This window comes from Nostoc paludosum FACHB-159, assembly GCF_014698835.1.
Classification (GTDB): Bacteria; Cyanobacteriota; Cyanobacteriia; order Cyanobacteriales; family Nostocaceae; genus Nostoc; species Nostoc paludosum.
This window is the reverse complement of record NZ_JACJTU010000023.1, coordinates 18,455-38,799: the sequence shown is the minus strand read 5'-3', so window position 1 is coordinate 38,799 and position 20,345 is coordinate 18,455. Positions and strand designations below refer to the sequence as shown.

The 20,345-nt window shown below is 41.6% G+C and carries 20 protein-coding genes; 7 read left to right on the top strand and 13 right to left on the bottom strand.

What is annotated here, in order from left to right:
• Positions 1-46: 46 nt before the first annotated feature.
• On the bottom strand, positions 47-259 hold the full coding sequence (locus H6H03_RS22345) for a hypothetical protein (RefSeq protein ID WP_190957266.1): 213 nt from the start codon (positions 257-259) through the stop codon (positions 47-49).
• Complete coding sequence (locus H6H03_RS22340; RefSeq protein ID WP_190957265.1) at positions 252-1,559, bottom strand: mannosyltransferase family protein; 1,308 nt, start codon at positions 1,557-1,559, stop codon at positions 252-254. The genes H6H03_RS22345 and H6H03_RS22340 overlap by 8 nt, the downstream gene beginning before the upstream one ends.
• A 235-nt stretch (positions 1,560-1,794) precedes the next feature.
• Here H6H03_RS22340 and H6H03_RS41410 point away from each other — a divergent pair, with 235 nt between their 5' ends.
• Both H6H03_RS41410 and H6H03_RS22335 read left to right on the top strand, forming a co-directional pair.
• Positions 1,795-1,923 carry a hypothetical protein gene (locus tag H6H03_RS41410; RefSeq protein WP_277926166.1) on the top strand — a complete coding sequence of 43 codons (129 nt, stop codon included), beginning with the start codon at positions 1,795-1,797 and terminating at the stop codon, positions 1,921-1,923.
• Positions 1,924-1,937: 14 nt separating this feature from the next.
• Complete coding sequence (locus H6H03_RS22335; RefSeq protein ID WP_190957264.1) at positions 1,938-3,134, top strand: 1-deoxy-D-xylulose-5-phosphate reductoisomerase; 1,197 nt, start codon at positions 1,938-1,940, stop codon at positions 3,132-3,134.
• Positions 3,135-3,298: 164 nt separating this feature from the next.
• Here the strand turns inward: H6H03_RS22335 and H6H03_RS22330 are convergent, their stop codons facing one another.
• Together H6H03_RS22330 and H6H03_RS22325 are read right to left on the bottom strand one after the other, a co-directional pair.
• Positions 3,299-3,580 (bottom strand): type II toxin-antitoxin system RelE family toxin, encoded by a 282-nt coding sequence (locus H6H03_RS22330; protein ID WP_190957263.1) that lies wholly within the window; start codon positions 3,578-3,580, stop codon positions 3,299-3,301.
• Between the two features lie 8 nt (positions 3,581-3,588).
• Positions 3,589-3,858 carry a type II toxin-antitoxin system prevent-host-death family antitoxin gene (locus H6H03_RS22325; protein WP_190957262.1) on the bottom strand — a complete coding sequence of 90 codons (270 nt, stop codon included), beginning with the start codon at positions 3,856-3,858 and terminating at the stop codon, positions 3,589-3,591.
• A gap of 456 nt (positions 3,859-4,314) precedes the next feature.
• Between H6H03_RS22325 and H6H03_RS22320 the strand changes: the two genes are divergently transcribed.
• Positions 4,315-4,512, top strand: coding sequence for a hypothetical protein (locus H6H03_RS22320; protein WP_190957261.1), 198 nt, complete (start codon positions 4,315-4,317; stop codon positions 4,510-4,512).
• A gap of 41 nt (positions 4,513-4,553) precedes the next feature.
• Here H6H03_RS22320 and H6H03_RS22315 read toward each other — a convergent pair whose 3' ends face one another.
• A complete protein-coding gene (locus tag H6H03_RS22315; protein ID WP_190957260.1) occupies positions 4,554-5,054 on the bottom strand; it encodes an acyl-CoA thioesterase in 501 nt (166 codons plus the stop codon).
• Positions 5,055-5,183: 129 nt separating this feature from the next.
• Between H6H03_RS22315 and H6H03_RS22310 the strand changes: the two genes are divergently transcribed.
• The 3 genes from H6H03_RS22310 to H6H03_RS22300 all read left to right on the top strand — a co-directional run bounded on the left by H6H03_RS22310 (position 5,184) and on the right by H6H03_RS22300 (position 8,114).
• Complete coding sequence (locus tag H6H03_RS22310) at positions 5,184-7,250, top strand: CHAT domain-containing protein (RefSeq protein WP_190957259.1); 2,067 nt, start codon at positions 5,184-5,186, stop codon at positions 7,248-7,250.
• Positions 7,251-7,438: 188 nt separating this feature from the next.
• Positions 7,439-7,729 (top strand): type II toxin-antitoxin system Phd/YefM family antitoxin, encoded by a 291-nt coding sequence (locus H6H03_RS22305; RefSeq protein ID WP_190957258.1) that lies wholly within the window; start codon positions 7,439-7,441, stop codon positions 7,727-7,729.
• Positions 7,713-8,114, top strand: a complete 402-nt coding sequence (locus H6H03_RS22300) for a type II toxin-antitoxin system VapC family toxin (protein WP_190957257.1) — start codon at positions 7,713-7,715, stop codon at positions 8,112-8,114. Before H6H03_RS22305 ends, H6H03_RS22300 begins: the two co-directional genes overlap by 17 nt.
• A 275-nt stretch (positions 8,115-8,389) precedes the next feature.
• Here H6H03_RS22300 and H6H03_RS22295 read toward each other — a convergent pair whose 3' ends face one another.
• From H6H03_RS22295 to H6H03_RS22275, 5 genes are all read right to left on the bottom strand, one after another.
• Positions 8,390-8,734 carry a DUF1815 family protein gene (locus H6H03_RS22295; protein WP_096541181.1) on the bottom strand — a complete coding sequence of 115 codons (345 nt, stop codon included), beginning with the start codon at positions 8,732-8,734 and terminating at the stop codon, positions 8,390-8,392.
• A 691-nt stretch (positions 8,735-9,425) separates the two neighbouring features.
• Entirely contained in the window at positions 9,426-10,565 is a 1,140-nt protein-coding gene (locus H6H03_RS22290) for an FAD-dependent monooxygenase (protein WP_190957256.1), read from the bottom strand.
• 184 nt (positions 10,566-10,749) lie between these two features.
• Positions 10,750-11,310: a Uma2 family endonuclease gene (locus tag H6H03_RS22285; RefSeq protein ID WP_190957352.1), complete on the bottom strand. Its 561-nt coding sequence runs from the start codon at positions 11,308-11,310 to the stop codon at positions 10,750-10,752.
• Between the two features lie 557 nt (positions 11,311-11,867).
• Entirely contained in the window at positions 11,868-13,580 is a 1,713-nt protein-coding gene (locus tag H6H03_RS22280) for a diflavin flavoprotein (RefSeq protein WP_190957255.1), read from the bottom strand.
• A 290-nt stretch (positions 13,581-13,870) separates the two neighbouring features.
• Entirely contained in the window at positions 13,871-15,595 is a 1,725-nt protein-coding gene (locus tag H6H03_RS22275) for a diflavin flavoprotein (protein ID WP_190957254.1), read from the bottom strand.
• Between the two features lie 254 nt (positions 15,596-15,849).
• Here H6H03_RS22275 and H6H03_RS22270 point away from each other — a divergent pair, with 254 nt between their 5' ends.
• Complete coding sequence (locus H6H03_RS22270; protein ID WP_313931896.1) at positions 15,850-16,686, top strand: pantothenate kinase; 837 nt, start codon at positions 15,850-15,852, stop codon at positions 16,684-16,686.
• Between the two features lie 88 nt (positions 16,687-16,774).
• On the opposite strand, the gene H6H03_RS22265 is transcribed toward H6H03_RS22270, so the two are convergent.
• The 3 genes from H6H03_RS22265 to H6H03_RS22255 all read right to left on the bottom strand — a co-directional run bounded on the left by H6H03_RS22265 (position 16,775) and on the right by H6H03_RS22255 (position 20,321).
• Complete coding sequence (locus tag H6H03_RS22265) at positions 16,775-18,274, bottom strand: amidohydrolase (protein ID WP_190957253.1); 1,500 nt, start codon at positions 18,272-18,274, stop codon at positions 16,775-16,777.
• Between the two features lie 503 nt (positions 18,275-18,777).
• Positions 18,778-19,341 carry a PEP-CTERM sorting domain-containing protein gene (locus tag H6H03_RS22260; protein ID WP_190957252.1) on the bottom strand — a complete coding sequence of 188 codons (564 nt, stop codon included), beginning with the start codon at positions 19,339-19,341 and terminating at the stop codon, positions 18,778-18,780.
• A 167-nt stretch (positions 19,342-19,508) separates the two neighbouring features.
• Entirely contained in the window at positions 19,509-20,321 is an 813-nt protein-coding gene (locus H6H03_RS22255) for an alpha/beta fold hydrolase (RefSeq protein ID WP_190957251.1), read from the bottom strand.
• Between the last annotated feature and the right edge of the window lie 24 nt (positions 20,322-20,345).

Here is a 20,345-nt window from a genome sequence, read left to right as displayed (position 1 = left end):
GGAAAATTCGATCAATCTTGAGTGAACAAAAGTATGGGTAAGATGACTACGGCAGCGATCGCGCAGATCCACAATTGAATGATCTGTGGAGCAAACTTGGTTCATCTGTGGCGATTTGCAGTTCCTCAAATTCAATGGTAATCGTTCCCCCAAGAGCGATCGCCCCAATGCCCCATACTTCTCTACGAGAGGCTGCGCCAACGACTACGCTCAGGACAAGCTCAGTACAAGTGCCCAATGCCCAATCTCTTTTACCCAACCCAATGCTCTTGGGCAAAGCCTACAGCTATTTTGGCTAAAAATGTCACAAATAAGCCTAGTATAAAATATCCCTGACGAGGATGGCGAGATAGCAGCACACCAATGGCGACACTCAAAGGTACAATTCCATATGCTAAACGGCTCAAGGAAATGGTACCTCCAGAGGCTAGCAGCAAACCAATACCGCAAAAGCCATAGATAACTGTAACTGGGGTGAGTTGTCGATGTAAGCGCCACAGCACAAAGCCACCACCTAAGACCATGAACAAGTTCAGCAAGTTATTCATCCATTGCTCACTTGCCAAAACAAACAAAAATACAACTAAAGCATAAAAGCCATAAACTAATTTCCCAGAAATTGAATGTTTCTGAAACCGCCATAAAAGATAGCCACTGCCAACAATTACAGCCACCAATAAGGGATACCAAGGGTCTTGAATGCCGCCAGATGGGTTTTTCACCCAACCAAATTCCCAATTCTTGCTACCTACTACAATTTGCATCAGCATATTTAACCAACCTTGCCAATCAAATCCCAGGGAAGGCCGCCATCCCCGTTGTGCTTGGATAAAAGCTAAAGGGTTACCAAAATAAATCGCACAATACAAACTGAATAGAAGTACGCCAATAGCGGTGGCAAAGGCGGCAATATAAGCAATGGGTGGTCTGCGTTCTTTCCATGCTGCCATCGCTAATGCTGGAATTAGTGCCATACCTGTGGGACGTGTTGCTGTGGCCATTGCGCCCCACAATGCAGTCCAGCGATATTCTTTGCGATCGAAAGCCCGCAAGGCCGCCGTACTCAAAAACAAATACAGTCCTTCTGTGTAAATAACCGTCGCAAACATAGACGATGGATAGCAACAAAACACAGCACTCACCCACTGGGCGGCAGTGTTGCCATAATGCTCCTTAATCCAAAAATATAAACAGTAAAGGGCTGCGAAAAATGCTAGGTTGTTGATCGAGATGCCCGCTAATTCAAACGGCAAACCCAGCCTCATCAAAAACCAGATACTTAAGGGAAACAGTGGGAAAAAGGCTAGATTATGTTGGTTACCGTCATCGACAAATTCATAACCAGAAGTTGCGATCGCTCGGTAATGGATACTATCCCATCCATCAAAAACCTCCCAGCCAAAACGCGGCACAAACGCATCTGCTGGTAACGGTAGCCTTGGCGCAACCAGCAACATAGCTATCCAAATGAATATTCGACTGGCAAGCCATATTGCTGCGGGATATAGGAAATCAGTCTTCCATAAAATTTTTCTTATAGCTATCTGAACTTTGGCCATAGACTTGAGTATTTCAAAATACTACTTTATCCATCCTTTTATCTATGAATACAGCACAGGTAGCTTAAAGTTATCAGTAAGATTTTGCATATTTAATCCTCCACCACACACACTCACAAATCGAACAGATTGCCAATTACTAGAAAATATTTTCTCTTTTGCTTATTTTTGCAAATTTCTCAGCAATCATATCTAAAGATGTCGTATTTATCAATACAATTTTTGCCATTGGGCATTGGGCATTGGTTATTCTCCACGTCCCCGCGTCTCCCCCATCTCCCCACTCCCCTCATCCAATGTATCGATTATGGCGATCGCTGTTATCAAAGAGTCCTCAGCAATTTATATTGAGAGTTATCTGTAAATCCTAAAATAATTGTGAAAGCGATTACTCTTGTTGGTTCTACTGGTTCTATCGGGACTCAGACTTTAGATATTGTGAGTCAGTACCCAGATCAATTTCGGATTGTGGGATTGGCAGCTGGGCGCAATGTGGAAATGTTGGCTGCTCAAATTCGGCAATTTCGGCCGCAAATAGCAGCAATTTGCTTAGAAGATGGATTACCAGCACTCAAAGAAGCCGTTAAAGACCTCGATCCGCAACCGATTCTACTGGCTGGGGAAGCTGGAGTCATAGAAGTTGCCCGCTACGGTGAAGCCCAAACGGTTGTGACGGGAATCGTCGGTTGTGCTGGTTTGCTACCGACGATCGCAGCTATAGAAGCTGGTAAAGATATCGCCTTGGCAAACAAGGAAACTCTGATTGCTGGCGGTCCCGTAGTTCTACCCCTAATTCAAAAGCACGGAGTAAAATTATTACCTGCGGATTCCGAACATTCCGCGATATTTCAATGCTTACAAGGTGTGCCAAAAAATGGTTTGCGGCGGATTTTACTGACAGCATCGGGTGGGGCTTTCCGGGATTGGGATGTAGAAAAATTAGCAGAAGTGACTGTTGCTGATGCTTTGAAACATCCAAATTGGTCGATGGGGCGTAAAATCACTGTAGACTCTGCTACTTTGATGAATAAAGGACTGGAAGTAATTGAGGCTCACTTCCTGTTTGGCTTGGATTATGACGATATCGAAATTGTCATTCATCCCCAAAGTATTATTCACTCACTCATTGAATTGCAAGATACTTCAGTTTTAGCCCAACTCGGTTGGCCGGATATGCGCTTACCTTTACTGTATGCTTTATCTTGGCCCGATCGCATTTACACCAACTGGGAACGCTTAGATTTGGTGAAAGCTGGAAATTTAACCTTCCGCGAACCAGATCACCAGAAATATCCTTGTATGCAGTTGGCTTATGCTGTGGGTAAAGCTGGTGGTTCCATGCCTGCTGTATTAAATGCCGCAAATGAACAAGCTGTAGCTTTATTTTTAGAAGAAAAAATTCGCTTTTTAGATATTCCTCGTTGTATCGAATTGGTGTGCGATCGCCATCAAAATGATAACCGTGCAAATCCCTCTTTAGATGACATTTTGGCAGCAGATCGATGGGCAAGACAAGAAGTTTTAATCGCGACTGAAAAGTTAGAAACTCACTCGCGGATAATTTCTCTGCGATAAAACCCTTTACTCAAATACCCAAAAGGCACATTTTCTGGCTCTCGATCGATTCTTGTTTAGCCTTCAGTCTAATGCTGAAGGCTAACGATTTTGCTCAAATTTCTCGCTCCCAAGAAATGCGTAGATGTACAGCCGCTTGTCGTCAGATATGGCTCTATAAATCTCTAGCCCAGCAAACGTTTGAGTTGTTTATATACTTCATCATCGTTACGTTTACCAACTAAAATCACCTCGACCAAATCTGCATCTATATCAAAGCGGTAAACAATACGATATTCTCCAGAATCTATCCGATAATATCCTGGATAACCGATTAATTCTTTATAATCTACGGGTAAGGGGTCAACATTGAGTGACATTACTTTTTTCGCTATTTGAGCAGCTATTTTAGGTTGTAAACCTTTGAGAAAATCGAGAACCGTCTCTAAACCGTCTAACTTCGCCATACTTGAAATTAATCATCAAGCGCTGCTAAACGTTCAAGTTCTGTGGTAAAAATCTCCGAACCAACCATTCTAGAATTAGCCACAGCCATTTGTGCTTGTTGACCTAAAATAAAATCTTCTAATTGAGCAATTCGATTCATTAATTGCTCGTAATTGTCCACCGACATAATTACGTAACTAGCTTGCGATTTGCTTGTCAGTACCACTGGTTCCGTCGCAGCCTGTTCTAAAACATCGCTGTGGAGATTTTGGATGTCTCCAAGGCTAAATTGGCGCATTTTCAAGCTTTCCTAAATGCTTATGAAGAGATTATAGCAAGTACATCATTTGCCCTTCCTTAATCATTAAATTACTATAACAGTCCTAAATCATTCGTGAAAAATTAGATCCCCGACTTCTCAAAGAAGTCGGGGATCTAGACACCGCAAATTTTCATAATTCATCTAGGATTGTTATATATAACTTTGTATTGTGTGATTATTGATACAAAAATTATAGAAAATATTTTTTCTAGGAATTCTGCCAAATTGCCAAATAAGTAGCCTCTTATGTGAATTTTTGTCGTATTTTCATGTAATATGACATTGGTACAGTTACACAAATCTTAGCTTTAGTATCTACTCACAATTAGGCCTAACAGCTTTAACATTAGTAATTGTTACTGGAATAAAAGTTTATTTTTTCTGACTCAACACGTTTTCAAATAAAGGGTATTATTAAGGAATTTATCTATTATGATTGCTACGTTGATTGTAGCTTGGATTGTCTTTATAATATTGTGGAAGTTGCTAAAAGCAACGGTGAGTAGTGCATTAACTATTGCGGCAATCCTAGTTTTATTAAACATCGGTTTTGGCATTACTCCACAAGATATTTGGCATCATATAACGCAGTTCGCTCAAACTATCTCGCAGATCCAACGCGGCAAGTAAAAAATTAATTCTGAATTGTGCATTCAGAATTAATTTATCGCTTAAGTATTATTCAATGCTGAAACTTTAGCCAAGGCATCTTTAACACTTGGCGGTAACTGACGCATAATCTTGCCTCTTTCGCGATCTAAAGCTACTAAGGTTACCTTGGCAGTGACGTATAATTCTTGTCCATCAGATGAGACAATGGCATAATCCCAATTGATGCGGACGCCAGTCACTTCAGCCATACGGGTTTTAACTACCGCTGCCATACCTAATTGAATTGAACGATGATAGCGCACCGACAATTCTACAACTGGTAAATCGCAACCTAAAGCTACTAAATCAGCAAATTCAATCCCGATAGACCGCAAGCATTCAACCCGTGCTTCTTCCATCCAAGTCAGATAGGAACCGTGCCAGACAATACCTGCATAGTCAGTGTGGTGTGGTTGCACTCTTACAGGATATTCAAACCAGTTCTCAAATGCCTGATTTGATGGAACGTCAAGGGCACTGGTTGGTGGTAGTTTTGGTTGGTTGGGTTTTTCTTCTGACATTTTCAAGTTTCTGGACATCTATTTTGAGAAGCTATAAATTATCGAAATATAGAGTAGTTTAAAAATTAATTGCTTTCCCCGACTTGTTGATTTAAGATTTACACTTCTGAGTATAAAGAGTGTTTTGTTATGCAGCCTAATCTCGGATATGTTAGAGTTGTGACTTTGACTCTACTTAGTTTACTAGGTTTTGGGATGGCATACCCAGAAAATAACCAAGTAAGTACAAATACAAAGTTGCGATTGCATTTGGGAGAAAAAGCTCAAGCTTTACCCCAGAAGAATCAAGTCTCAGAAATTGAAAGGCTCAACGAACAAGCTATCAAACAATCTCAGCAAGATCAATCGCAACAAGCATTGCAAACATTAGAAAAAGCATTAGCTATTAGTAGAGAATACGGCGATCGCTCTTGGGAAGCTGTAACATTTAATAACATCGGTAGAGTATATCAAAGTCAAAGAAAGTATCCCGAAGCACTTCAATCTTATCAGCAAGCGATAGTGATTAATAAAGAACTCGGAGATCTAGTTCAACTTGGTAAAACCTATAGTAATGTAGGTTACTTATTTGATATCCAAAACAAACCAGAGTTAGCAATTCTTTTCTATAAAGGTTGCGTAATCAACCGGGAAAAAGCTCGTTTGAATCCATTAACACTAGCTGCACCACAACCAAATGCTTACAGCATTACTGTTAGTCAGACATATCGAATTTTAGGTGAGCGATTGCTCAAGCAAAAACGTATTCCTGAAGCTCAACGAACAATAGATTTACTCAAAGTTGAAGAACTAGAGGAGTATCTCCAAAATGTGCCAGGTAATCAACGTACTGCTAAAGGCATTGATATAGTGGCACAAGAAAAACCAATTAAACAAAAGTTAGATAAAACCCTAGATAATGCTGTTGTACTGGGTAAAGAACTAACAAAACTCCGAAAAATTCCTCCGCAAGAGCGATCGCCACAACAAAAACAACGCATTGAACAGTTAGTATTAAACCAGCAGCAACTCTTGGATGAATTTAACAAGTTTCTCGATAGTCCTCAAGTAAAAGCGCAAATAGAACAAATTAGCCGTACAGCTAGGCGGCAAAATCTGGATTTGGAAAGTCTCAATCAAATTCGGGATAATCTAGCGCGATTGCCCCAAAAATCTGCGCTAATCTACCCACTGATTTTAAAAGATAGCTTGGAATTGGTATTAGTAACTCCCGATTCTCCACCAATTCATCGCACTGTTGCGGTGAAAAGCGAAAATCTCCATCAGACAATTGAGAACTTCCGCGAAGCTTTAATCAATCCTAGTGAAAATGTCAAAGCACCTGCACGCCAATTATATAACTGGCTAATTAAACCAATAGAAAAAGACTTGCAGGTCTTAGGTACACAAACTCTGATTTACGCTCCAGATGAGCAGTTACGCTACATTCCTTTAACTGCTTTATATGATGGCAAACAATGGCTAGTGCAGCGCTTTAGTGTGAATCACATTACATCTGCGAGTCTGACTAACTTAAACACTGCAAAACAATCTAATTTGCGGGCTTTAGCAGGTGCTTTTACTAAAGGTAATTATGAAATCAAAGTTGGTAATCGGCAGGTTGCTTTCGCTGGTTTGCCGTTTGCAACGCGGGAAGTGGAAAGTTTAGCTGCGGCGGTTCCTGAAACTAAGAAGCTTTTAGATGATGACTTTAGTCCTGAAGTCGCTGTACCTCAAATGGATGATTATACAATTGTCCATTTAGCGACTCATGCAGCCTTTGTGGTGGGTAAACCAGAAGATTCGTTTATTTTATTCGGGAATGGCGATCGCGTTAATTTTAGAAATGTCTCTACTTGGTCACTCCCCAATGTAGATTTGGTAGTGTTGAGTGCCTGCGAAACTGGCTTGGGAGGCAAGTTAGGTAACGGTGAGGAAATTTTGGGCTTTGGCTATCAAATGCAGCAAACCGGCGCTAGAGCAGCCATCGCCTCGTTATGGTCTGTGGATGATGGTGGTACACAAGCACTGATGAGTGCTTTTTATAATATTCTCTCTTCTAAGAAACTGACTAAAACCGAAGCCTTACGACAAGCTCAAATCTCATTAATTAGTGGATACTCGATAAAAAATGGCAATGCACCTGCAAGGCGAATTAGTAACTTTAGTCATCCCTATTACTGGGCACCGTTTATTTTGATTGGTAACGGACTTTAGGATTTTGGATACTTCGACAGGCTCAGTACAAGTTTTGGATTTTGGATTAAAAGCCTTTTATGCCTAACTGTTCTGAGCTAATAATTTGAAAGTTGGAATTTTGATTTTTTTGTCAAGTTTTGTTACAAAATCATAGACATGATTCATGCCTATAATGGACATAATTACGATTTACAAGAAATGGCGCGATGAATTGGAGAATTGCACAAGCCAAACAGAAGTTCTCGGAATTGATTAACGCTGCACTTCAAGAACCCCAACGGATTTACAATCGCGATCGCTTGGTGGCAGTTGTTATAGAGGCTAAAGTCTTTGAAGAATTCTTGTCTTGGCAACAAAACAAGGGAAAACTATCTCTAGCAGATGCTTTTACAGAACTACACCAAATTGCTGCCAAGGAAGACTACACCCTAGAAATATCTCCTCGTCAAGACCGTTTTGATTCTTTCGCTGATGTCCTCAATGACGTTTCTGTGTGACACCAACATTCTCAGCGAACTAGCGCGACCTCAACCGAATTCTGGTGTATTAACATGGGCGGCAAGAGTTTCTTCAATTGCTATCAGCGTCATTACTGTTGAGGAAATATCTTATGGACTGACATTAAAGCCGAACCCCAGAATTGAAAATTGGTTTGAGAATTTTCTGGAGAATTACTGCCAAATATTGCCTATTACCGCTGAAATTGCTAAACGTTCTGGCGAACTACGGGGTCAACTAAGATTAATCGGAAAAACGCACACTCAAGCAGATATGATGATTGCTGCTACTGCCCAAATTCACCAGCTAACTCTAGTAACGCGCAACACCCGCGATTTTGATAGCTGCGGTATCCCATTACTGAATCCTTTTACGATCGCATAAAAATTTTGATGAGATTTTCCCACAACAGGAGCGATCGCGTTGCAGGATTGGGCAGCCATATACGCCACCTCTAAGTGTGGTGCGTTTTAGCACCTGATAGCTCAATTTTCGTTGTGAAGTTTTGGTAGATACAAAAAAAATATGCGGCAGGCAATCACCAGCCAACCACTGAAGGGTAACGGAGAATGAGTAATTAGCGATCGCTAAGCAAGCCGCTATTACCAATCACCAGTTACCGAGAATCAATTTGTCATTCACCATTGACTTTTGGAACCTTAACACTTCTTGGCCAAAGTTTTGGAGTCTGTATCGATTTGCATAGATTGTTTGACAAGATTAGCCAACTCTTGTAATTGGTTAATTGCCTCTGCACCTTCTAGCTTCATTAATTCGCGGTCATCCCGCATTTCCGTCCAAGTAATCCCGTAGTCGGACACTAAAAACCGAATCAGGTGGTTATCACCCAAGCTAACCATAAATGATGCACTATTCATCTGGTCGCCACACGTATAACAGGACGCAGGATACCCACGTCGCTCCAGTACAATCGCCAAGGCTTGCAGGTTCATTACCAAGTCTTGAACGAATTGTCTATGTTGATGTGCTAGTCTCAGAAACACTTTTGTCCTCCAGACACCACAGTCGTTTGAGTTACTTTTATATTTTCTTTAGATTTTCCCATCCACTGGTATTGTAAACTATTCATTACAATTACAAGATAGATGATATTGAGTCTTTAATTGACTACCTTGTTTAGGGTAGAGCATCGGAGTTTTGAGCGCCGTATCAAACTATTCAGTTTGGAAGTTCAAAATCTGGGACAGAATTGTTAAATATAACTTATGTCTTTATACACTCCTGTCAGGGTAGATTCCTACACGAAGCGATCGCTCCAAGAATAACTCAAATCTACCACTAGTCAACTACGGAAAAGCTACAAATTGCGTTTATATTAACTGCGTGCAGCTAAATTAACTTCTATTAGACGCTCTGTCGTAGTTTTACGTTGTTATACTACCTCTTGCTTACATGTTTAATCTCTTGTCTTTCTAACGTAGATTTTGGTATGCACAGATCATTAGGTATACCAAATTTATTCCTCCTAGCTATATATATTTGAGCAGATGAGAGTGCAATTGGTAAATTCAGTACGAAATTGCAACTTAAATATAAACTTAGATACAAAAACTACGTAATTAGGCGATCGCTCTAGATGTCGAGTCCACAATGGATAAACTCAACACTGACAATAGCTAAACTCAGGGAAGCAATGTTGCCATTTAGGCATTACTTTCACCTATCCCTTGATATTCAAGCTCTGTAAGCATGGAGTGACTTAAAACTACTACTAATAGTTGCTCCCATAAGTTTCATAAATGTATTTCGTACTGCCACGCTCAAAGGATGATGCAATTCACCCATTTTCCCTGCTCGTAAGGATTGCTCAACCATCGCCTTTGTGCGGGGAAACCGCTCTAATTCATACTGTTGGAAAGCTAGTGTTGGATTGAAAGGTTGTTTGAGACACTTGGCCACCACAAAAGCATCTTCTAATGCCGTACAGGCTCCCTGCCCCATAGTTGGCAGCATTGGATGTGCAGCATCACCCAACAGTGTAATATTTTGCTTGCTCCAAGGTTTAGTTGGGGGGCGATCGTACAAATCTGTTGTCAGAATATTGGCTTCATCCGTCGCTGCAATCAACTCAGGAACCGATGCAAACCAATCTTGAAACATGCTTTCTAGCTCTTTTCTCCGACCGATTGGGGCATCTGGCTGTCCCTCAGTGGCGGTGGCGACCGCATACCAATACATCCGCCCTTTGCCCAGCATCATGAAGCCGAAGCCTTGACCGCCTCCTAAAAACTCCTGAATGTAGCCGGGACGGTATCCTCTGGGAACGTAATCTGTCAGACCGCGCCAAGTCTTAAAGTTGCGATAGATGAGTGGCGCATGGCACTTGAGGGCATCCTGTACCCGCGATCGCAAACCATCAGCGCCAATTAAAGCATTTCCCTCAACAATTAAACCAGAACTGAAATGAGCGCAAACCTTATTTTCTGCGATTTCCAATTTCTCAAAAGTTTGCCCTAAAACAAAATTTTCATTCGGTACATTACGCCACAATAGCTGATGTAATTCAGCCCTATGTATGGCAATAACAGGCAACTCAAAACCATCAACAGGTATATTAACTAACTCCTTACCGTTTTGCGAGTTGAATTGGTAATTTGTCGTTACATAACCAACCCCAAGGGCTTCTTCTAACAAACCAAAATTTTTCAGGATGTGTGTGGCATTTGCCCAAAGTGCAATTCCAGCGCCTACCTCCCGCAGTTGCTTTGTTTGCTCATAGACAACTGCTTCTAAACCAATTCTGTGCAAAGCAAGTGCAGTTGCAGCGCCGCCAATTCCGCCGCCGATAATGATAATTTTCTTATTTGTGGGCATTTTTGTTAATCGACTGACTTGTCAGTTGATTAATAATTAACAGATTTTTCGGTGTCTTGTCAACTGACTTTTTAGTCGATAAATCAAAAATAATGTTAGTAATTAGCCACAGATAAGGGAAACTTTAATCGGGAAAAATAGATTTTTTGTAAAAGTCTTTATTCTGACTCGTGAATTCTCAGAATCAAACTTCTAATTCAAACCCAGGCAAAACCTCTTCTCCAGAAAGTAATGCTGGCACTTTAACTATTTCTACAGGGTGTGTTGGTCGGTAAATCTCTACTTGCTTGCCTTGAGGATCAATCAGCCAACCCAAGCGTAAACCATTTTCTATATACTCTTGCATTTTGTCTTGCAGAGTTTTTAAGCGATCGCTCTGGGATCTCAGTTCAATTATAAAGTCAGGCGTCAATGGTGGGAATTTTTGACGTTGCTCAAGAGTTAGCGCTTGCCATCGTGACAATTCTACCCAAGCTGCATCAGGCGATCGCTTTGCTCCATTTGGCAAGCTGAAAATAGTTGAAGAACTAAAAACTATTCCTAATTTTGTTTGGCGATTCCAAATATTCAAATCAGTAATTAAGTCTGCCTCTTGATTTCCACTTTCTCCGCCTACTGGTGGCGCAATAATCAGTTCTCCTTTTGCATCCAGTTCTAAGTTTAAATTTTTATTGGCCATGCATAGTTGATAAAACTGTTCATCTGTAAGGCGAAAAATTGGCTCTAAATTTAGCACAACTGTAATAAAAAAAATAGAATATAGTACAATATGACTAAATAATGCAAAAAAAAAGATTTGCACCTTGATTTAAATCGAGGTGCTTGTCGAATTTATTTGCTTGTCTACCACAAAATAAAAACAAGGAGAAAAGTGAAGGAAATCTATCTTCTTTTTTTGCTACTTTTACCGCAACTGGTAGTAGTAGCTTATATTTCACGCAATACAGACTCTATCCTGAAATCTCTAGTTTTAGTATTAAAACTACTAAAGGAGAAGTAGGCACGCAGATAAAATCTAATTGTTGTTCTGTTTGTTTTGTTTTAGCTTATACACTACTTCTGCAAAAGTAGAGTTTAAGTGTTTTTTAGCTTGTCTTCTATGTTGTAAGTGACTTGATTTGTAAGTCACTTACAAAAATATAATAGCACAGATGGTTGACGGCGTAAGTAATAGTTGAAAATTAACTTTTCGGTTTCTTCCCAGATTAGCCAAAGTCAAAGTACCCTACCCCGCAAGGGAGGCGAGGAGGGTAACATTGTACTGGCAAAAATATCCTGGGGTCGTAAATTGGCGAGGATTGATTAATAATGAGTTGCCGATTTGCGATGATGCACGGCTGTGACACCATCAGTATCTAACAATTTGCCATTATCCACGGTTGCATAAACCAGCCAATGGTCGCCAGATTCCATCCGGTTTTGTACAGAACATTCGAGATATGCTAAAGCATCCGTCAGAATCGGAGAACCGTTTTGTGCTTCTCCGGCGGCGACATCGGCAAATCGGTCTTGTCCGGGGCCAAAGGGTTTGAGGAAGTGTTTCATCAATCCCAAGTGATTGCCTTCTTTAAGGATATTCAGGACAAATTTATTTCCTGAATGTGTCAAACTTTCCACGGCGCGGTCTTTGGCGACAGCGATGGTTAAACCAGGGGGACTAAAGCTAGCCTGGGATACCCAAGAAGCTAACATGGCGCTGGATATATCGTCTTGTTTGGCTGTGAGAACGCACAGCGAACCGACAATTCGTCCAACAGCTTGTTCAACGTTAGTGGCGGGAACACTTTGCGATCGCACTTTTTTCGTTTTCTTCAATGTTTGGGCAAAGTCAGTACCCGCTTGTTCGCAAAGCTGCAAGGTAGGATCGTTTGGTTTAAACTTGACGCGGATGGTATCAAAACCAAACCGATAACCAGCATCTTTCAATTTGCCTTCAATTAAATCAACGGCTTCACCACTCCAACCAAAGGAACCAAACACGCCAGCCAGTTTATTATTCGTAGCTGTGGCTAGGACAATTCCTAAAGCTGTTTGTACGGGTGTAGGTGCATGACCGCCAAGGGTAGGAGAACCGATGACAAAGCCAGCGGATTTTTCCACAGCAGCACGGATGTCCTCTGGGTCGGTGAATTCACAATTAATCGATTCTACCGCGACGCCAGCTTTGGTGATGCCACGAGCGATCGCCTGAGCTAAGGTGGTTGTATTTCCATAGGCTGATGCATAAATCAACGCTACTGTCAAGTCAGCAGAAGTTTGTTGTTGGCTCCATTGTCGGTAAGCTTTGGTAAGTTCGATTAAGCCATAGCGCACCAAAGCGCCATGTCCAGTCGCGTACATTCGCACGGGTAAATCTGCAAGCTTCTCCAGCGCTGTTTCAACTTGACGGGCGTGGGGAGCCATGAGGCAATCAAAATAATAGCGGCGGTCTTCGTTATAGATTTCCCAGCCTTCATCAAATACCTGATCTCCGCAAACATGCGCCCCAAATAACTTATCTGAGTAGAGAATTTCTGTTTGCGGATCGTAGGTGCAAAGGTGGTCTGCATAGCGGGGGTTGGGGGTGGGAATAAATTGTAAATTATGCCCATTGCCCAAATCTAAAGTTTCTTCTCCCCGCATCACCAGAATTGGCAAATCTGGATTTTCTAGCGCCCCGCGTAAATTTATCGCCCCTGGATTAGAACAGACAAAGGTGATTTGCGGCGCAATTTCCAGTAAAGCTTTTAAAGTTGCAGCGCGGTTGGGGTTGACGTGTCCCAAAATTACATAATCTAGTTTTGTAACATCAAATCGCTGCTGCAACGCTTCTAAATAAATTTCTGTAAACGTTTCCCCAGGAGGGTCAATCAGAGCATTTTTATCGCTTTCAATTAAATAAGAATTAGCAGTTGTCCCCTTAGCCAGAGCGTATTCTATTTCAAATCTCAGCCTTGACCAACTGCGCGATCGCAATATTTTTGTATCTGTAGCAATGGGGAAAACCTGAACGTCGCGTGGTTTGTTTGTTGACATAACACAAAAGAGAGTTAGGAGTTAGGAGTTAGGAGTTAGGAGTGAGGAGTTTGGAGTTAAAAGTTAAGAGTTTGGAGTTTGGAGTTTGGAGTTCAAACACGATCAATCGCATCTCTACAGGAGTTTGAAGTTAGGAGTGGTAGGGATGGTTTTAACAAGATATATTGTCTCCACGTGAGTTCAGAGTTTTGAATTAATTACTTTCTTCAACTCCTCACTCCTAACTCCTAACTCTTAACTTTTAACTCTTAACTCTTAACTCCTAACTCCTAACTCCTAACTCCTAACTTTTAATAGTGGTTTCCAACTTTGCGATGATGCACCGCAGTTAGGGCATCTGGCTTAGAAACTCGTCCGGCGTAGACGGTGCTGTATACTGCCCAGTGGTCGCCGCAGTCCATTCTGCTGACGACTTCGCACTCCATGTAAGCGAGGGCGTCGGTGAGGATGGGGGCACCATTTTCGGCTGGCTGGGTTCTCACTCCTTCAAAGCGATCGGCGCCAGGGGCGAACCGCTTCAAAAAGTGCTTCATCAGTGGTTGGAAATTGCCTTCTTCTAAGACGTTGAGAACAAAGCGATCGCCTACTTGCATCAATGATTCAATTGCTCTGTCTTTGGCGACTGCGATGGAAAATCCTAAAGGTTTGAAGCTGGCTTGAGCAACCCAGGAAGCTAACATAGCGCTGGAAACATCGCCTTTTTTGGCAGTGATAATATATAGTCCGCCGCTGATTCTGCCTAGTGCTTTATCTAAGTCTGCACCAAGGGATTTCATGGCTTTGATGTTGCGATCGCGCGTTACCCATTGACCTAAGTCTGTACCCGCTTCTTCACACAGTTTGTAGATGTTTTCTGTGGGTGTTTCCTTAATCCGAATTGCTGGGAAAACCGTTGTCAAACCCAAATTCCGGAATTTACTCAGCAAAGGATCTATCGGTTCATCATCGCCACCGCCACTTTCAAATACGCCGATGGCTTGCTTTTCTTTGGTAGATCCTAAAATTGTGCTGAGTGCAGCTTGGATGTTAGCAGCACCAGAAGCAGGAGGTAAACCAACAACCAATCCCGCACAGCGGGCGACTAGTTCGCGCAGTTCTTGTAAATCGATTTCAGACCCCAAGTCCACAATTTCTACAGCGACATTGGTTTTAGCGATACCGTTGGCAATTGCTTGGGCGAGGCGATCGCCATAACCGTATTCCGAAACGTAAAATATGCCAATGGCTGTTTCTGGCTTGGCTTGGGTTTGGCTCCAAGTGCGGTAACGTCCAACGAGTTCGTCAACATTGTGAGATAATAAAGGGCCGTGACCGGTGGCAATCATAGCGATGGTTTTTAATTCTCCCATCCGCTTGAGGGCAGACAGCACTGACCGGGCGTTTGGTCCCATCAAACATTCGTAGTAATATTTAAAGTCTGCTTCAATAGTTTTTAAGTCTTCATCGAAGGTGGTATCGGAACAATAGTGCATCCCGAATGCATCGCAGGTGAAGAGAATCTGGTTTTTGTGGTCAAAGCTGAAGATGGTATCTGGCCAATGTAAATTCGGTGCAATTACGAATTCAAATTCATGACCGTTACCTAAATCCAAGCGATCGCCATTTTTCACAATCCGCCGTTTAAATGGCTGATGTACCAAATCCTCTAAAAATTGAATTGCTACCTTAGAAGCGACAACAGTAATATCCGGAGCCATTTGCAGTAAATCTTTCACTAAACCGCTGTGATCTGGCTCGGTGTGGCTGATAATCAAATAATCTATTTCTTTGGGGTTGATTAGTCCCGTAAGGGTATCAAAATATAATTGACGAAACTTTTCGTGGGAAGTATCGACTAAGGCTGTTTGCTCTCCCCGGATGAGAAACGAGTTATATGTAGTACCGTTTTGCAGACCGAACTCAATATCGAAGCGATCGCGATCCCAATCGAGTGAGCGAATTGCCGTTGTATCTTGAGCTATTTCTACAGTCTGTATGGTGAGCCGTTTTTCAGTTCTTTCGGTGAGTGCTACCATAACCCCCTCCTTGACAAATTGAGTATTTATTCCTCTTGTCTTATTGTGCCACGTGTTATATGTAAATTTTTATTAAAAAATTTATATTCATGTTAAAAAAAAATCAAATGATCGAACCGCAGAGGCACAGAGAACACAGAGAAAAGTCTGAGCCAAGGCTTCCTTGGATGGCTTCTCTACGAGACGCTCCGCGAACGCCAACGTCTTCTCTTCGAGACGCTGCGCGAACGACGAACGGAACTTCGGGAGAGAAGATTTGGCTAGCTTTGGAAATTGGCAATACTCGGTTGCACTGGGCATTATTTAGGGGCGAAATTCTCGATAATGCTTGGAATACTGAGTATTTGCCTGAGTCTATCATCTGCCAGCTAGCTCAATCTCAAACATTAGATGATTTACTACTGACAATTTCCGCAACCCAAAATAAAACTAGGGAACAAGCACAGGAACAAACGGGCGGTTCATCCCCCCCATCTCCCCATCTCCCCACCTCCTCATCCCTTCCTCCCCTCCTCCTCGCCTCGGTAGTTCCCAGCCAAACTGCTATTTGGGAAACTTATCCCAACGTTCGGGTTATTACTTTAAATGAAGTACCTCTCAAAGGTATGTACCCCACATTAGGAATTGACCGTGCTTTAGCTTTGTGGGGTGCGGGAAAAACCTGGGGTTTTCCAATGTTGGTGATTGATGCAGGAACAACGCTAACTTTTACGGCTGCGGATGCTAATCAGTGTTTGGTTGGAGGTGCAATTCTACCAGGATTGGGCTTGCAATTTGCAACTCTCGGTCAAAAAACAGGACAATTACCATTAGTTGAAATCTCAAAAAATGCGTCTCTACCACCACGTTTTGCATTGAATACAAAAGAGGCAATTGAAAGTGGGGTAATTTACACTTTTTTAGGTGGAATTAAAGATTTTATTCAGGCGTGGTGGAATTTATTTCCCAATGGAAAGATTGCAATTAAAGGTGGCGATCGCACTTTAATAATCAACTATCTCCAAGTGTTATATCCTGAGATCGCAACACATTTAATTGTGGAACCAAACTTAATCTTTTGGGGAATGCGAGAAATAATTAAACTGCTCTAGGTTACACCTAGAGCAGCTGAGATTTCTTAAAACAGTAAACAGCGATCGCGGCTTTTAGCGTAGTGTTTCCCCCAAGAATAAACAACTGTTAATTCGAGGGTCGGAATTGAGATTTTATCCTCTGGGCAATAGAAGTAGCTTCACGACGAATTCTTTCAGTGTCAAGTGTCAGCATCTGACGTTTTTCCATGAGAACTTTCCCATTTACAATCACAGTATCAACATCTTGGGAATTTGCTGCATAAACAAGATGGGAGATGACATCGTAAAGTGGGAGTAAGTGTGGCTCTTTTAACTGGATTTGAATCACGTCTGCTTGAAGTCCCACCTTAATCGCACCAATTTTATTTGATAAGCCGAGTGCTTCTGCACTGCCAAGTGTTGCCATACGCAAAACTGTCTTAGCTGGCACAGCAGTGGGGTCAAGGGTAGTTCCTTTGTGGATGAGAGCAGTGAGGCGAATTGCGTTCCACATATCAAGAACGTTGTTTGACGAGGCTCCATCGGTACCCAGACCAACCTTAACTCCCGCTTGCAACATCGCCGGAATTGGTGCAAAGCCAGAAGCCAATTTCAAATTTGAGTCAGGATTGTGGATAACACCAACACCGCGTTTCGCCAGTAGGGCGATTTCGCTTGCGTTAGGCCAGACAACGTGTGCAGCAAATACACGCGGGTCTAGGAAGTTGAGATTATCTAGATGTTTGACAGGGGTTGCGTTATAGCGCTGCTGGACATCTTTAACTTCACCTTGTGTTTCTGCCAGGTGAATTGTCAGGGGGACATCGTAATGACGCGCAGCTTGAATAGCCTGGGTGAGATGCTCTGGAGAGACGGTGTAGGGAGCATGGGCAGCAATAGCTGGTATTATACGCTCGTTCTTACCTTTCCAACGTTTGAGAAAATCGATCGCTAAGGCAAAAGCATCATCCCATCCTTTGAAACCAGGGCTGGGAAAATCTATTGACGAGGGCGCAATAATGGCACGTAAGCCGCATTCATTAACCACTTGAGCAGCAACATCTGGCTCAAAGTACATATCAACAAACGTTGTTGTGCCACCGCGTATCATCTCCCAGCAGGCAAGCTGTTCGCCAACGCGGACAAAATTTTGATCGACGAACTGCCCTTCTGCTGGGAAAATGTAATTCTCAAGCCAATCCTGCAACGCTAAGTCGTCCGCAAGACCACGAAACAGAACCATTGCTGAGTGAGAATGACCGTTTACCAGACCCGGCATCAGCACCAGACCATCACCTGGGAGCGTCTTGTCGGCTCTGTATGATGTCATGATTTTGTATTGTGTATCTACTGCAACAATTTTCCCGTCTTTAATGGCGATCGCACCATTTTGAATAATCGGTTGTGCTTCATTCATCGTCACGATGAAATCGCCACCCACAATCAGTTCTACTCTTTGCTTCCCTTGAGTGCCTAAATTATAGTTACTCTGAGCAATAACTATCTGACCAAACAAGACAAACAACGTTGTACAAAGAAAAAGAACTAATACCTTGTAGTATTTTGTCAGATGATATCTCACACTCAAATATCCTTGTTGGATTTTGATGCTGAGTTTATCATCCATTCAATTGTTACCAATTCTACAATTAATAAAGGTATTTTATATCAATAAATTTTAAATTTTCTTCACAAGTGTTTAGTTTTAAATAGTTTTTTTAATCACTTCTTAATCACTCTCTATAGAGAAAAATTAACTGTTGTTAATATTAGGTTTTCATTGAAAGAAATGATTGATTATACCAATTTAATATGAAGACGCATATAAATACCCCACCCGCGCTAGCGCGCACCCTCCCCTTGCCAAGGGGAGGGTTGGGGAGGGGTAAAATTCTATGCAGCTTCACGAAGAATTGGTATTAGATGCACAATAGTAGGAAGTAGACCTTAAAATATAGTTATTATTTGATGTTAAAAAGTTGCTTTTGAGTTTTTCTCCCAAATTTATGAAAGCTAGTTACGGACATCTAAACTGTCTGTGACTAGCTTTTATGAGTCTGGGAAAAGTTAATCAATTTTGATGTTTTGCCCAACAAAAAAATAAAGTTTCATGAGAACTATCTAAGAAGCTTATGCTTTGGCTTTCTTTGCCGTAACTTTTCTACGCTTCACCAACCAAGCGATGCCAGCAGTGAGAACTGTGCCACCTGTTGTTAATGGTTCGGGTATTGAGGTTATAGAGGTAACATTAATTAATCCATTGTTCCGATCTATTGTTCCCTCAATAGGATTTCTTAGACTCAGGTCTAAACCAACAGTTCCGAACAGATAATAATCTGTACTTTGACCGTTATCTCGACCTACATCAAAGAATCCAAACAAAGACTTTGTGGCTGTATCGTAGTTGAAGTCTAAAAAATTATAAACAATACTTCCATTAGTAACCGGAGCAAAACTATTCAACAGTTTTTGACTTGGATCAAAAAAAGAAACTGTAATGGATTGAAGTTTTGAAGTGTCTATGGTTGTATAACCTTGGGTTTCATCATAAGAAAACGAGCCTTTAGCTGAATATCCAGCATCACCAGTCCAATCAAAGTTGAGTGCAACTGCGTGAACTGGGGCAGCTTTTTGTAAACCCAGGCTCATCACTACTCCAGTAGTAGCAATACAAAGCTTTTGAGTTAATTTCATCAGAAAAGTTTTTCCAATTTAACGATCTATCTGTATAAAGCCGCTTTGTGCTTAGTACAGATTATTGCATTATTTTGTTAAATAAATATTAAATGCATCTTAATTAAGAATTGACATGAAACAATACCATTTCTTTGTGAGGCTACGCCAAATTTTTTTTACTTCTTCTAATTACCTTTCACAAACTCTTGAATATCCATTGCTATATCCCCAGCACAAGATTGTGGTAAATCATTTCCGGCATGGGGAATCATTTTCAACTCAACTTTTGGAATTAGTTGGGTATAAACTTGACTTTTGGCTAAAGCATCTGGTGTATCTTGGCCACCTTGTAAAATCAAAGTTGGGACTTCAATCATGTAAAGGCGTTTTTGTAGTGATTCCGCCTCAATTTCTGCTTGTCGCCGTTTGAAAAGTAACTGACAAGCTATGGGGTAACGCAACAAATCCTGACGTAATTGCAAATCCTGTGTAATTTTTTCATGCCAGCCCAGGATTTTAGTTAAGGTAATTAGCGATCGCAATAATTTAACCACCAAGGGTGAATAATTCAATAATCGCCGCATCTTCCGACAATACTCTTCTTGTCCTGCTATCTGTACGCCCTCAGGTGCTAGCAGTACCATACCATTAACATTCTCTGGATACTTTAAGGCATAACTAGCAGCAATCCAACCCCCAAGAGAATGCCCCACTAAATAAACTTTCTCTAGCTTGACAGCTTGCAAGAACTCAGCTAAACACTCGACTTGTAAATCAATCGAATGATGAATATTAGGATTCTCCGACTCACCAAAGCCCAACAAATCAGGTGCAAAGCAATGAAAGTTTTCTGCAAGGGACTCCATCACAGATAACCATTCACTGCTATCATTCCAAGCACCATGTAAAAAAACTACAGGAATTTCTCCACCGGCTTCACGCCAAAATAATAACCCTTGAGAAAGCTTTCTCCGGGAGTTACGGAAAAGTGTATCCATTTTAATTTAGTAGTGAACCTTTAG